Annotated in this window: 12 protein-coding genes and 2 pseudogenes; 1 reads left to right on the forward strand and 13 read right to left on the reverse strand. The window is 67.9% G+C overall.

Annotation, left to right across the window (positions count from 1 at the left end):
- Positions 1–46: 46 nt before the first annotated feature.
- The 13 genes and pseudogenes from ACPTTF_RS18315 to ACPTTF_RS18375 form a co-directional block, all read right to left on the reverse strand.
- Positions 47–829, reverse strand: a complete 783-nt coding sequence (locus tag ACPTTF_RS18315) for a lysine/arginine/ornithine ABC transporter substrate-binding protein (protein ID WP_166956334.1) — start codon at positions 827–829, stop codon at positions 47–49.
- A 226-nt stretch (positions 830–1,055) separates the two neighbouring features.
- A complete protein-coding gene (locus ACPTTF_RS18320) occupies positions 1,056–1,976 on the reverse strand; it encodes a LysR substrate-binding domain-containing protein (RefSeq protein WP_423369838.1) in 921 nt (306 codons plus the stop codon).
- Between the two features lie 168 nt (positions 1,977–2,144).
- Positions 2,145–2,378, reverse strand: a pseudogene (locus ACPTTF_RS18325) (helix-turn-helix domain-containing protein); the annotation flags it as partial.
- 1 nt (position 2,379) lies between these two features.
- Positions 2,380–2,982 carry a hypothetical protein gene (locus ACPTTF_RS18330; RefSeq protein ID WP_423369839.1) on the reverse strand — a complete coding sequence of 201 codons (603 nt, stop codon included), beginning with the start codon at positions 2,980–2,982 and terminating at the stop codon, positions 2,380–2,382.
- A gap of 213 nt (positions 2,983–3,195) precedes the next feature.
- Positions 3,196–4,584, reverse strand: coding sequence for an NCS2 family permease (locus ACPTTF_RS18335; RefSeq protein ID WP_166956342.1), 1,389 nt, complete (start codon positions 4,582–4,584; stop codon positions 3,196–3,198).
- 544 nt (positions 4,585–5,128) lie between these two features.
- A pseudogene (locus ACPTTF_RS18340) lies at positions 5,129–5,410 on the reverse strand (TetR/AcrR family transcriptional regulator); the annotation flags it as partial.
- 134 nt (positions 5,411–5,544) lie between these two features.
- Complete coding sequence (locus tag ACPTTF_RS18345) at positions 5,545–6,063, reverse strand: DUF3455 domain-containing protein (protein WP_423367652.1); 519 nt, start codon at positions 6,061–6,063, stop codon at positions 5,545–5,547.
- Between the two features lie 163 nt (positions 6,064–6,226).
- The gene (locus ACPTTF_RS18350; RefSeq protein WP_423367653.1) at positions 6,227–7,231 is read right to left on the reverse strand and encodes an aldo/keto reductase; all 1,005 of its coding nucleotides are present in this window, start codon (positions 7,229–7,231) and stop codon (positions 6,227–6,229) included.
- 20 nt (positions 7,232–7,251) lie between these two features.
- Positions 7,252–8,367 carry an alkene reductase gene (locus ACPTTF_RS18355; protein ID WP_423367654.1) on the reverse strand — a complete coding sequence of 372 codons (1,116 nt, stop codon included), beginning with the start codon at positions 8,365–8,367 and terminating at the stop codon, positions 7,252–7,254.
- A gap of 64 nt (positions 8,368–8,431) precedes the next feature.
- The gene (gene dkgB / locus ACPTTF_RS18360) at positions 8,432–9,238 is read right to left on the reverse strand and encodes a 2,5-didehydrogluconate reductase DkgB (RefSeq protein WP_423367655.1); all 807 of its coding nucleotides are present in this window, start codon (positions 9,236–9,238) and stop codon (positions 8,432–8,434) included.
- Between the two features lie 149 nt (positions 9,239–9,387).
- Positions 9,388–10,368, reverse strand: coding sequence for an LLM class oxidoreductase (locus tag ACPTTF_RS18365; protein ID WP_423367657.1), 981 nt, complete (start codon positions 10,366–10,368; stop codon positions 9,388–9,390).
- Between the two features lie 12 nt (positions 10,369–10,380).
- Positions 10,381–10,704 carry a MoaF-related domain-containing protein gene (locus tag ACPTTF_RS18370; protein ID WP_423367658.1) on the reverse strand — a complete coding sequence of 108 codons (324 nt, stop codon included), beginning with the start codon at positions 10,702–10,704 and terminating at the stop codon, positions 10,381–10,383.
- A 28-nt stretch (positions 10,705–10,732) separates the two neighbouring features.
- Positions 10,733–11,935, reverse strand: a complete 1,203-nt coding sequence (locus tag ACPTTF_RS18375; protein ID WP_423367659.1) for an MFS transporter — start codon at positions 11,933–11,935, stop codon at positions 10,733–10,735.
- Between the two features lie 101 nt (positions 11,936–12,036).
- Here ACPTTF_RS18375 and ACPTTF_RS18380 point away from each other — a divergent pair, with 101 nt between their 5' ends.
- Complete coding sequence (locus ACPTTF_RS18380; RefSeq protein WP_423367660.1) at positions 12,037–12,978, forward strand: LysR substrate-binding domain-containing protein; 942 nt, start codon at positions 12,037–12,039, stop codon at positions 12,976–12,978.
- Positions 12,979–13,002 lie beyond the last annotated feature (24 nt).

A 13,002-nucleotide genomic window follows, 5' to 3' on the forward strand; every position in this document is an offset into this window, starting at 1 on the left:
GCGGAGCCCGTTCGTGCCGAAGCGAAGCGTGCGCTTGCCTGGCGGATTACTTGCCGTAGACGTCGAAATCGAAGTACTTCTTCGCGATCTTCGCGTACGTGCCGTCCTTGCGCATGCCGGCGATCGCGCCGTCGATCTTCGTCTTCAGGTCGGTGTCTTCCTTGCGCAGGCCGATGCCGGCGCCTTCGCCGAGCGTCTTCGGATCGTCGATATCCTTGCCGGCGAAATCGAAGCTTGCGCCGCGCGGGGTCTTCAGGAAGCCGATTTCAGCTTGCACCGCGTCCTGCAGCGCGCCGTCCAGACGGCCGGAGATCAGGTCGGCGTAGACCTGGTCCTGGTTCTGGTAAGGCACGACGTTCACGCCCTTCGCGGCCCAGTACGTCTTCGCATAGGTTTCCTGGATCGTGCCCTGCTCGACGCCGACCGACTTGCCCTTCAGCGATTCGGCCGTCGGCATCAGGCCGGCACCCTTCTTCGTGACGAGGCGCGTCGGCGTGTTGAACAGCTTCGCCGAGAAGGCGATCTGTTCCTGACGCGCCGGCGTCATCGACATCGACGACAGCACGCCGTCGAACTTGCGGGCCTTCAGTGCCGGAATCATCCCGTCGAAGTCGTTTTCGATCCACACGCACTTCGCGTTCATGCGGCGGCAGATTTCGTTGCCGAGGTCGACGTCGAACCCGACCACCTTGCCGTCAGCGCCTTTCGATTCGAAAGGCGGGTAGCTTGCGTCGACGCCGAACCGCACGGTCGTCCAGTCCTTCGCATACGCGCTGCCGGCCGATACGGCGAGCAGGGCTACGGTCACAGCCGCAAGAATCTTTTTCACTCGGTGACTCCTCGTTTTGTTCGATGGGTGCGCGGTTGTGCCGCGCCGTAAGCCTTCGGCCCGCCGCGGCTTCGCGTCGGGCTGTCCGTTTCGCCCACCCGATGCGGGCGCGCGACGTGCGCAAGATTATCAAGACAAAATACCGGCAGGGCGCCTAGGACAAGCCCCGATACCGGGCCCGGCGGCGGCGCGCTGCATGCGCCGCCGTTTCAGACACAGGAACGATTCAGCCGAGCGTTTCGTTGACCGCACGCTGCAGGCACGTGACGAATTGCGAGACAGCGGGCGTGGGCAGCAGGTCGCGCCGCGCGATGATCGACAGGTCGAAGCGCGGCATGCTTTCGTCGAGTTCGGCCGTGCGGATGCCGAGCGGCGCGACCATCGCGGCGAGCGGGCGCGTGAAGCAGCCGATCACGTCCGAGCGTGCGACGAGCCCGAGCGTCACCGCGAACGACATCGGCGAGCGCAGCAGGCGCTTCGGCAGCGGCAGCCCGCGCGCCTCGAACATCCCGACCATCACGCTGTGCGGAAACTGCTCGGCGCCGACGGTGACGATCCACTCGGCATCGAGCAATTCCTCTAACCGGCGTGCGTGCGCGAGCGGGTGGCCTTCGCGCATCACGACGGTGAATTCGGTCGACAGCAGCGGCGACTGCGTGAAATCGCGATCGAGCGCGGGCACATGGTGCATCGCAGCGATGTCGAGCGTGCCGTTGCGCAACTGCGCGAGTGCGTCGGGCACCGTCACTTCCTCGAGATGCAGGCTCACGTTCGGCATCGACTGGCGGAAGGCCGTGACCGCATGCGGCAGCGCGGTCAGCGCGATCGACGGCATCGTGCCGACCGCGACGCGCCCCGACATCTCGCCCTTCACCTGTTCGACGGCCTCGACCGTGCGGCGGATATCGCCGAGCAGTTGCTCGGCGCGCGGCAGCAGCGCCTGACCGCACGCGGTCAGCTCGACGCCGCGCACGCTGCGCGCGAGCAGCTCCGCGTTGAGCGCCGTTTCGAGCTCGCGGATCGTATGCGTGATCGCGGGCTGCGTGACGCCGAGTTCGCGCGCGGCGGCGCGCAGGCTCTTGTGATGCGCGGCGGAGACGAACGCCTGCAGCTGCGCGATGTTCAGGGGGTTGCGGATGCGGGTCATCGATCGGGTCAGGTTGGCGCGATATGGTGGCGGGCGACGGGGTGTGGCGGCATTCGGTAGCGATCCTGATGGTTGCGTGCGCATGGTTTTGCGCCGTCGGGGCGAAGCATCGCGAGCCGAGGCGCGGTGCGTGGAGACGCAGCGGCCATCATGCGCCGGATCGCGCGCGAACGCCTGACGATACCGCTGCGGCGAGGTGCCGACGAGGTGCGCGAACCATTCGCGAAACGCGGTGACCGAACCCGGCCTCCGCCGCGACATGCTCGATCGACGGCGCCGTGACCTCCAGCGACTGCTGCGCATGGCTGGCGTGTGTGGTCTGCAGCCGTTGCCGCGGCGATGTGCCGTCTGCTCCTGGACGCGCTGCGTCAGGGTACGCACCTTCGTCGCCGCCTGGCGGGCCCTATGCCAGCGCCATCTCGACGGCCGCCAGCGTGCGGCGCCGGATCCAGCCGCTCGCCATCCGGATCGTGAGCCAGTACGGCATGAACAGCAGCCGTGTGCGGGCGGTCGGGCAATGCACGAAGGTTTCGGTGCGCAGCATGTGCGCACCCGACGCGAGCCCGACGACTTCGAAGCGGAGCACCAGTTTCGCGTCGCGCGGGTCGTCGTGCCGCACGAAGGCCGCCGCGTCGGCGATCGTTCGCACGCCGAGGTCCGGGCGCCAGAAGCGGCCGACGAGGCCGAGCGACAGCGACATCTCGTCGCGATGCAGCGGCGTGAACGCATGGAGGCCGAAGCGTTCGCGTTCGCCTCGCGCGGTGTCCGTGGTGCCGGCACGCAGCGACGCGGCCAGGGCGGCCGGGAATTCGCGGACGTTGAGGAGCGTATCGACGACCGGATCCGTGCGCATGTCGAGCGCGGTGACCGCGTCGATGATGCGTGCCGGAGCGGCGTCGATCGGCTTCGATTCGTGCACTTCGTGGAAGCCGAACGACGGAATGAACGGCGGCTTGCACGCCGAAGTCCGGGTGCTGGATTCGGAGACGATGCCGAGCGCGTTCATGGGGGCTCCTGAAGGCAAAGTGCGATCGTAGCACCGGGCGTGGATTCGTGTCGCGTCTCGTGCCTGCTGCACGCCGCGCCGTGGCGCATCGACAAAAAAAGCCTGGAAACTTGCGTTTCCAGGCCTGGAGACCATCAGCGATGATGGTGGAGGAGACGATGTCGTCCCGATGCGCGCCGTCCTTCTGCCGGCGACGTCGCGCATGTGTCGCGGTCAGATCGCCCAGCCGCCGAGATAGAACGTGACGAGCACGGCTGCGATCAGCACGGTGCCGACGTTGAGCTTGCGGAATTCGCCGCTGGCGATGCGGCCGATCACGAGCGTCGAGAAGCCGAGCATGATGCCCGTCACGATGTTCGCGGTCAGCACGATGAACACCGCGCACACGAGGCCCGACATCGCGTCGACCATGTCGTCCATGTGCAGCTTGCTCACGCTGCCGAGCATCAGCAGGCCGACGTACATCAGCGCCGGTGCGGTGGCGTACGACGGCACGAGGCCAGCGAGCGGCGAGAAGAACATCACGACGAGGAACAGCAGGCCGACGACGGCGGCCGCGAGGCCCGTCTTCGCGCCGGCGGCCACGCCGACGCTCGACTCGATGTAGGCCGCTGCCGGCGCGCCGCCGAGGAAGCCGGAGAAGATCGAGCTGAGCGAATCGGCGGTCAGCGCACGGCCGCCGTTGATGATGCGGCCGTTCTCGTCGAGCTGGCCGGCTTGCCCGGCAACCGCGCGGATCGTGCCGGTCGCGTCGAACACGGCGGTCATCACCAGCGCCAGCACGCTCGGCAGCACGGCCATCGACAGGGCGCCCTTGATGTCCATCGCGCCGATCAGCGAGGCGTGGCCCGGTGCGCTCAGCGACGGCAGCGCGAAGATGCCGTGGTACTTCACGGCCGGATCGAAGATCAGCCCGAAGATCGAGATCGCGATCACGACGAGCAGGATGCCGCCCGGCACGCGACGCTTCTCGAGGCCGAAGATCGCGGCGAGGCCGACGACCGACATGATGACCGGGAGCGAGGTGATCTGGCCGAGCGAGACCGGCAGGCCGGCGCCCGGGTTCTTGATCACGAGGCCGACGTCGTTCGACGCGATCAGCAGCAGGAACAGGCCGATGCCGATGCCCGTGCCGTGCGCGACGCCCGCGGGCAGGTTGCGCAGGATCCACGAACGCACGCCGGTGACCGAGATGCCCGTGAACACGAGGCCCATCAGGAACACGGCGCCGAGCGCGACCGTCGGATGCAGGCCCTTGCCGAGGACGAGGCCGAACGCGGTGAACGCGGTCAGCGAGATCGCGCAGCCGATCGCGATCGGCAGCTTCGCCCACAGGCCCATCAGCAGCGAGCCGAACGCGGTGGTGAGGCAGACCGCGACGAACACGGCGCTCGTGTCGAAGCCGGCCTTGCCGAACATGCCGGGCACGACGAACACGGAATAGACCATCGCGAGGAAGGTGGTGACACCGGCAACGATTTCGGTGCGTTGCGTGCTGCCGCGCGACGAAATGCCGAAGTACCGGTCGATGACTCCCTTGGTGCCAAAGTCAGTTTCTGCCGAGCCGACGTCGACCGTCGGCTGCACCGGGGTATCACTCATGAGCTTGCTCCTTTATCAGCATGCTGAAACGGCCCGTAGCGAACCGTCGTCAGGGTGTCTCGTATCTAGTTGGGATTTGTCGGCAACGTCGTGGGGACGAATGACGCGTGATTCGTGTCGTTACGTGAGAATCGAAACGATCGCGAGGGTGTCGCGTCGGACGACGCGTGGTGTGGTCGACCCCGTCACGTGTGCTTTGCCGTAGCGAAGGTTAGGCGAGGCGCCCATCACGTCCCATCGGGGGAAGAGCATGCAGCGCATGTCGCAGCGCTTATATCGGCGTGCAACCGGGCTCCGTCGCGACGACACGCGTGTATACGCCTAGTTCGAATCCGTTAAGGCGACTATTTGAATGCGGGGTCGGCGGGCAGGGCGGGAGCGGGTGAGGCATGAAGTCTTACGAATATCTTTCATTGAGGCGATGCACGCGCATGCGGACGAAAGCGGCGGCGTGTGACGCGATGCGCGGCCGTGCGCAAGCGGCACCCGGATGATACCGGTGCCGCGCGCCGCTTGCGCTCGCGCACGTTCTGGCCCTCGTCGCGTCGCGCGCGAGATGCGCGAGGTACGCGCAGATCATGTCGGCCGTCGCGGTCGAATAGGCGTCGATTTCTGCCAGCGTGCGTTCGGTTTCGGAGAACGCCTTGCCGCCCGTCGTGAGCGTCGTCATGACCAGTTCGCAGGCCGGCGCATGCGTGGTGTCGGACACGTCGGGCAGCGCTTCGCGCATGAGCGCGCCGAAGATCCGGTTGCCGTCGGCCTTCACTTCCCGGGCCTCGGGCGCGTCGCGATAGAGGGGCGCGGCGTCGTCGAGTGCGATGCGGATACGCTGAGCAGGCGCAACGAGGGGGGCGACGATTTCACGCTTCCACGCATGAGAGATAGGAAGGCTGAATAAATGATGCCTTGGCGAAAGAAACCGGGATGATGCCCGGTGCTGGCGGCGCCGGGCACTTCATTTCACTTCAGGAACACATAGCGCGCGAAGTAAGGAAAGCGTCCGATCGCATGCTCGGTCGTGCACGTCGCGGCCGGCGGCGTGCCGCCTGCCGTGTCGAGCCGCTGCACGAAGCGCACGCCGGCGAGCGTGCCCGTTGCGGCCGGCGTCGCGGCGAGCAGCAGCTGGGGAATGCTGCCCGGGCGCTCGCTCGGGGCTTCCGCGAGCTTCTTGCCGGTGATGCGGCTGCCGTCGAGTGCTTCCCACGACGGCCCTGCGCCGTGCCGGATGACGAGTGTGCCTCCTGCATCGAACAGCAGCGCTTCGGGGTACTTGAACGTCCACGCGAGCTGGTGCCCGGCATCGTATTCGCACGCATAGACCTGCATGCCGCTCGCGGTGGTCGACAGCACCGGCGTGGCCGGCTCGGGCGGCGCGAGGCCGGCAGCCTCGTCGGCATGCGCGGGCGCGGTGAGCGCAGCAAAGGAAAGACCGGCCGCAAGGGCCAGCAGCATGTCGCGTGTCGGGGAGCGGCTTGGCATGGAGGGGCGTCCTTTCAGGTCGTCGGGTGGAGTCGATCCCGTCAACACTAGACGCCGATTGCGCAGGCTGCAACCCGGAAATGCCAATCGCGGCGATAGTCGCCGCGATTGCGATGGAGCGGATGCGCGCGGCCGCGCGTTGCAGCGGCCGCGCGCAAGCGGCTCAGGCAGCGCCGGCCGGCGTCGGCGCGTGTTCGGCGATCAGGCGCTCGGCCTTCAGCGTGTCCCACAGTGCGGACGGAATCGGCGCCGCGGCAAGCCGCAGGTTCTCGTCGATGCGATCGGGCCGGCTCGCGCCGGGGATCACGGCTGCCACGGCCGGGTGCGCGAGCGAGAACTGCAGCGCCACCGCGCGGACGTCGACACCGAACCGTTCGCTGATCCGGCGGATGCGCGCGACGCGATCGAGCATCTCCTGCGTCGCCGGCTGATACTCGAAGTGGGTGCCGCCGGCGAGCACGCCGGAGTTGTAAGGACCACCGACGATGATGCCGAGACCGCGTGCGGCGCTTTCCGGCATCAGCCGTTCGAGCGCGCCCGCATGGTCGAGCAGCGTGTAGCGGCCGGCCAGCAGGAAGCCGTCGGGATCCGAGCGTTCGAGCGCGAGCTCGCACGGTTCGATCCGGTTCACGCCGAGCCCCCAGCCCTTGATGACCTTCTCGTCGCGCAGGCGCGTGAGCGCCTTCGCCGCGCCCGACATCGCGACGTCGAACACGTCGAGCCAGCGTTCGCCGTGAAAGTCGATCGCCGGATCGTGGATCCACACGGTGTCGAGCCGGTCGGTGCGCAGCCGCTTCAGGCTCGCGTCGATCGAGCGCAGCGTGCCGTCCTCGGTGTAGTCGTAGACGATCTTGTTCGGCAGGCCATGGCGGAACAAGCCGCCCTTTTCGCCGAGATCGCGTTGTGACGCGTCCTCGTGTTCGTCGAGGACCAGCCGGCCGACCTTGGTGCCGAGCGAATACGCGTCGCGCGGCCGGCCGGCGAGTGCTTCGCCGAGGCGCAGTTCGGCGAGGCCGGCGCCGTACAGCGGTGCCGCGTCGAAGTAGCGGATACCGCTTTCCCAGGCCGCGTCGACCGTGGCCAGCGCTTCCTCGTTCGGGATGTCGCGATACATGTTGCCCAGCGGCGCAGTGCCGAAACCCAGGCGGGAAGGGAGCGTGATTCTCATGTTGAAATCCTGTGGGTCGTTCACGCCGCGGCTTGCGCGAGCGTCGGATAGTCGGTCAGGCCCGGTGCGCCGCCGCCGAACAGCGTGTTGCGGTCGTGCGGCGCGAGCGCGGCGCCGGTGCGCAGGCGCTCGGGCAGGTCGGGGTTCGCGACGAACGGGCGGCCGAATGCGACGAGGTCGGCCCAGCCGGCCGCGATCGCTTCGCGCGCACGCTCGGCGGTGTACGCGCCGGCGTAGATCAGCACGCCCGGGTACGCGGCACGCAGCTGCTGCTTGAATGCGACCGGCATCAGCGGCGCGTCGTCCCAGTCGGCTTCCGCGATGTGCAGGTAACCGACGCCGAGTTCGCCGAGCAGCTTCGCAGCCGCGAGGTAGGTCGTTTCCGGATCGTCGTCGACGCAGCCGTTCAGCGTGGTCAGCGGCGCGAGGCGGATGCCGACACGCGATGCGTCGCCGGTGCCGTCGATCAGCGCCTGCGTCACTTCGCGCAGGAAGCGCAGCCGGTTTTCCAGCGAGCCGCCGTATGCGTCGGTGCGTGTGTTCGCGTTTGAATCGATGAACTGGTTCACGAGATAGCCGTTCGCGCCGTGCAGCTCGACGCCGTCGAAGCCGGCTTCGATCGCGTGACGTGCGGCGGCGCGGTACTGGCCGACGATTTCGCCGATCTCGTCGATCGACAGTGCGCGCGGCTCGGACGCCTGCACGAAGCCCGGCGTGCTGCCGTCTTCACCGGCGACGAACACGTTCACGCCCTTCGCCTGGATCGGCGACGACGATACGGGTTGCGCACCGCCGAGCAGGCTCGTGTGGCTCAACCGGCCGACGTGCCACAGCTGCGCGAAGATGCGGCCGTGCGCGGCATGCACGGCGTCCGTCACCTTGCGCCAGCCGGCGACCTGCGACGGCGTGTGAATGCCGGGCGTCCACGCGTAGCCCTTGCCGAGCGGCGCGACGTAGGTGCCTTCGCTGACGATCAGGCCCGCGCTTGCGCGCTGGGCGTAATACGCGGCCATCAGTTCGTTGGCTTCGTCGCCGGGCTGGCTGGCGCGCGAACGCGTCATCGGCGGCATCACGATGCGGTTCGGCAGCGTCAGCGCGCCGAATTGCAGCGGTTGGAAAAGCGGGTCCTGGGTCATGGTGGTGTCCTGTCGGTGCCGCGGCCGGCTGGCCGCGTGCGGGTCGATTGAAGGTGCGGCGCGCTTAGTCCCACTTCGGCGCGAGGCCGGCCGGGTCGACTTCGCGGCCGTTGCGCTCGAGCGCGGCGATCTGCGCCATGTCCTCGTCGGTCAGGCGCAGCGTCTGCGCGAGCAGGTTGCTCGCGAGGTTCTCGCGCTTCGTCGACGACGGGATCACCGAGTAGCCGAGCTGCAGCGCCCAGGCCAGTGCGACTTGTGCCGGCGTCGCGTCGTGACGCTGGGCGATCGCGCCGATCACCGGGTCGCCGAGCACCTTGCCGTACGCGAGCGTCATGTACGACGTCACGTGGATGCCTTCGGCGTTCAGGAATTCGACGAGCGTGCGGTTCTGCAGGTACGGGCTCAGTTCGATCTGGTTCGTCGCGATCGCTTCCTTGCCGACGGCCGCGATGGCTTCCTTCGTCAGTTCGATGTTGAAGTTCGAGATGCCGATCTGGCGCGTGAGGCCCTTCGCCTTCGCTTCGGCCAGCGCGGTCATGAACGCCTGGATGGACACGCCGTTGCCCGGGGCGGGCCAGTGGATCAGCGTCAGGTCGACGGTGTCGGTGCGCAGCTTGCGCAGGCTTTCCTCGAGGCTGGCGACCAGCTTTTCCGGTGCGTAGTTGTCGACCCAGACCTTCGTCGTCAGGAACAGGTCCTCGCGGCGCACGCCCGACGCGGCGATCGCTTCGCCGACTTCGGCTTCATTGCCGTAGATCTGCGCGGTGTCGATCGCGCGGTAGCCGACGTCGAGGCCGTTGCGGACCGAATCGATGACAACCTGGCCTTGCAGGCGGAACGTACCGAGGCCGAATGCGGGAATGTTGCTCATCATGTGCTCCTGAAAGGGGGGGAACGGTTGCGGTATGGAGGTCATTCTGGCGCTTGAGACTGATGAGATAAACGCCTTTAGAGGTCAAAAATATTTGATTTAAAGTCAAATATTGATCGTGAGTCGGGGCGGCTGCCGGCGTGCCGGCGTCAGGCGGTGCCCGTCCGTGCGTTCGTGTCGGCAGCGGCAGCAGCGTCGGCATTTGCATTCGCATGGAATGCCGGCAGCACGTCCGACGCGATCTCGGCCATCGTCTCGTCGAGCGGGCGGCGGTTGCGGCGGAAATGCAGGCCGATGTGCCGTACGCCCGCGTCGCGCATCGCCGCGAGTTCTTCCGTCAGCGCGAGGCGGCCCGCGCGGGCGCCGAAGCGGTGCCGCTGCAGCGGCTCGTGTGGGTCTTCCGCGAGGTCGAGGTGGATGAAGCTCACGTACGGCTTGTCGCCGGCCACCGCGCGCCAGTTCGCGGCGCGCTGCGCGTGGTCGGCCGGCGTGCCCGGGTACGCGAGGCAGCCATCCATGTGTTCGCCGATCCACGCGGGCGTCTGCTGCGCGAGACCCGCGACGAGCAGCGGTACTGGCGAACGCGCGGCGGGCAGCACTTCGAGGCCCGGCGGCAGGTGGCCGCGCGCGCCGTCGCGCAGCAGCGCGACCTGGTCGCGGAAATTCGCGCCGCGCGACGCGAAGTCGCGGCCGAACAGCGGATATTCGACCGGCCGGTCGCCGCTCGCGACCCCGAGCATCAGGCGGCCGCCGCTCAGTTCCTGGATCGTCGCAGCCGATTTCAGCGTCAGCAGTGGCTCGCGCAGCGGCAGCACGACGGCCGCCGTGCCGAGCAGGATGTCGTTCGTGATGCCGGCGAGGTAGCCGAGATACGAGAACGTTTCGAACACCTGTGCGGCGTCGCCGAACGACGGGTCGTACACCGGCACGTCGCGCACCCAGAGCGCGCGGAAGCCGAGCGTGTCGGCCAGCTGCGCGAGCGCCGCGTGGATCTCCAGGTCGGGCACGCCGGGGCGGCGGCCCTGCTGCTGGCGCTTCGCGTCGCCGGCCGGCGACCAGTCGTTGTCGAGCGGCAGTTCGATGCCGACGCTGAAGCCGCCGTCGGCGAGCTTGTCGAGTGAAGTGGACATGTCGGGCTCCGTTCAGACCGCGCGCAGGCTGCCTTCGAGGCGGTAGAAATCGAGCGACGACGCGGTGAAGAACGAGCGCGACGTGCCGGCGGCGAAATCGTCGATGTGCACGACCGTCGCGCGGTCGGCTTCCTGCCACGAGATCGCGTAGGTGTCGCCGGCGACGCGCTGCCACGTGTATTCGACTTCGCCCTTCGCGCCCGCGTACGGGCCTTCGGTGATCTCGTAGCGCATGTGGAGGCCGTCCTCGTCGTACGCGTTGAGCGCGGTGAGGCCGTCGTAACGGACTTCGAAAGTCTTGCCGGCGAACGGCGGACGTTGGGTCGATGCGTTCATGCTGAATGGCTCCTGCAACAAGTGCCGTTCAATGGGCGAGTTCGACGGGTTCGGCCGTGCGTTCCGGCAGCCCGTGGCGGCGGTCGAGACGGCCGCTCAGTGCGGTGAGCGCGAATGCGCCGAGCGTGACGACGGCGGCGATCCACGGCGTGTGGCCGAGGCCGACGTGCGCGACGATCAGGCCGCCGAGCGACGAGCCGCCGGCCACGCCGAGGTTGAAGGCGGCGATGTTGAAGCCCGATGCGACGTCGGCGGCGTCCGGCGCGACGTGGCGCGCCTGCTTGACGACGTACACCTGCAGCCCCGGCACGTTGCCGAACGCAACCGCGCCCCACGCGAGCATCGTCAGCACCGCGAGCCATTTCACGTGGATCGTGAAGGTCAGCGCGAGCAGCACGATTGCGAGCAGCAGGAAGATCCGCTTGAGCGCCTTCACGGGGCCGACGGCGTCCGCGAGCTTGCCGCCCCACACGTTGCCGAACGCAACCGACACGCCGTAGCCGACGAGCACGAGGCTGACCTGCGACGGCGTGAAGCCGGCGATCTGTTCGAGCAGCGGCGCCATGTACGTGAACGCGATCAGCGAGCCGCCGTAGCCGACGGCCGTCATCGCGAAGACGAGCAGCAGGCGCGGCTGGGTGAGCACGCGCAGCTGGCGGGCGAGCGGCGCCGGCGGCGTCCGCGGCAGCCCGCGCGGCACGAATGCCACGGCGCCGAGGAACGCGACGAGGCCGAACAGCGCGACGATCAGGAACGTCGCACGCCAGCCGAAGTGCTGGCCGATGAAGGTGCCGAGCGGAATCCCGGCGACGAATGCGACGGTCATCCCGCTGAACATCGTCGCGATCGCGCTGGCGGCCTTGTCCTTCGGCACGAGTGTGGTCGCGATGATCGAGCCGACCGAGAAGAACACGCCGTGCGCGAGGCCGGTGAGGACGCGCGCGACGATCAGCGATTCGTAGCCCGGCGCCTGCCACGCGACGAGGTTGCCGACGGTGAAGAGCGCCATCAGCCCGGCGAGCAGCGTCTTGCGCGGCACGCGGCCGGTGAGCGCGGTGAGCAGCGGCGCGCCGATGGCGACGCTCAGCGCATAGAGGCTGACGAGCAGGCCGGCCGACGGCAGGCTGACGCCGAGATCGGCGCCGATCGTCGGGATCAGCCCGACGATCACGAATTCGGTCGTGCCGATGGCAAAGGCGCTGATAGTCAGCGCAAGCAGGGCGAGTGGCATGAGGGGATCCTGGTTCCAGTAAGGATGGATCGCAGTGTGCCGACTTTACTTTTGCGGAAAAACTGGTCTATAAACCAAATTGTTTTGATTTCAAATCAACAATGAAGATCACGCTCGACGAACTCCAGGCCTTTGCCGCCGTGGTCGACACCGGTTCGATCACCGCCGCGGCCCAGCAGCTCGACCTCACCGTGTCGGCCACGAGCCGCACGCTCGCGCGGCTCGAGGAGAAGCTGAAGACCACGCTGCTGCGCCGGACCACGCGCCGGCTCGAACTGACCGAGGAAGGGCGCGCGTTCCTGCAGGACGCGCGCGCGATCATCGAATCGGTCGAGACCGCGGAAGAGCAGATGCTCGCGCGGCGCGAAATGCCGTCGGGGCGGCTGCGCGTCGACGCGGCGACGCCGTTCATGCTGCATGTGATCGTGCCGCTCGTGCGCGGCTATCGCGAACGCTTCCCGAAAGTCGAGCTGGAGCTGAACAGCAACGAGGGCATCATCGACCTGCTGGAGCGGCGCACCGACGTCGCGATCCGGATCGGGCGGCTGAAGGATTCGACGCTGCACAGCCGGCGCATCGGCAACAGCCGGCTGCGCATCTTCGCGAGCCCCGCGTATCTCGACGCGCACGGCCAGCCGCGCAAGGTCGAGGATCTCGACAAACACACGCTGCTCGGCTTCACGCAGCCCGAATCGCTGAACGTGTGGCCGATCCTCGGCGCGGACGGCGAAGCGTGCCGCATCGAGCCGGACATCTGCTCGTCGAGCGGCGAGACGCTGCGGCAGCTCGCGCTGGAAGGCGCGGGTGTCGTCTGTCTGTCGGATTTCATGACCGCGCAGGATCGCGACGCGGGCCGGCTCGTGCAGGTGCTCGCGCGCCAGACGCTCGAGGTCCAGCAGCCGATCCATGCGGTGTACTACCGGAACACCGCGATCTCGTCGCGGATTGCGTCGTTCGTCGACTACATGATCGAGGTACTGGGCGGCAGCAGCGGCGGCGATGCGCCGACGCGGCGCAAGGCCGCGTGGATGGAACCGCAGTAGCAGCGGGTTCGCGGGGAAGCGGGG

The sequence above is a fragment of the Burkholderia crassaminum genome, from assembly GCF_964265005.1.
Taxonomy (GTDB): domain Bacteria; phylum Pseudomonadota; class Gammaproteobacteria; order Burkholderiales; family Burkholderiaceae; genus Burkholderia.

Bases quoted from the DNA above. Each gene is read 5' to 3' on its own strand.
- ACPTTF_RS18320 (WP_423369838.1), bottom strand. From the start codon at position 1,976: ATGACCCGCATCCGCAACCCCCTGAACATCGCGCAGCTGCAGGCGTTC.
- ACPTTF_RS18330 (WP_423369839.1), bottom strand. From the start codon at position 2,982: ATGAACGCGCTCGGCATCGTCTCCGAATCCAGCACCCGGACTTCGGCG.
- ACPTTF_RS18335 (WP_166956342.1), bottom strand. From the start codon at position 4,584: ATGAGTGATACCCCGGTGCAGCCGACGGTCGACGTCGGCTCGGCAGAA.
- ACPTTF_RS18345 (WP_423367652.1), bottom strand. From the start codon at position 6,063: ATGCCAAGCCGCTCCCCGACACGCGACATGCTGCTGGCCCTTGCGGCC.
- ACPTTF_RS18350 (WP_423367653.1), bottom strand. From the start codon at position 7,231: ATGAGAATCACGCTCCCTTCCCGCCTGGGTTTCGGCACTGCGCCGCTG.
- ACPTTF_RS18355 (WP_423367654.1), bottom strand. From the start codon at position 8,367: ATGACCCAGGACCCGCTTTTCCAACCGCTGCAATTCGGCGCGCTGACG.
- dkgB (WP_423367655.1), bottom strand. From the start codon at position 9,238: ATGAGCAACATTCCCGCATTCGGCCTCGGTACGTTCCGCCTGCAAGGC.
- ACPTTF_RS18365 (WP_423367657.1), bottom strand. From the start codon at position 10,368: ATGTCCACTTCACTCGACAAGCTCGCCGACGGCGGCTTCAGCGTCGGC.
- ACPTTF_RS18370 (WP_423367658.1), bottom strand. From the start codon at position 10,704: ATGAACGCATCGACCCAACGTCCGCCGTTCGCCGGCAAGACTTTCGAA.
- ACPTTF_RS18375 (WP_423367659.1), bottom strand. From the start codon at position 11,935: ATGCCACTCGCCCTGCTTGCGCTGACTATCAGCGCCTTTGCCATCGGC.
- ACPTTF_RS18380 (WP_423367660.1), top strand. From the start codon at position 12,037: ATGAAGATCACGCTCGACGAACTCCAGGCCTTTGCCGCCGTGGTCGAC.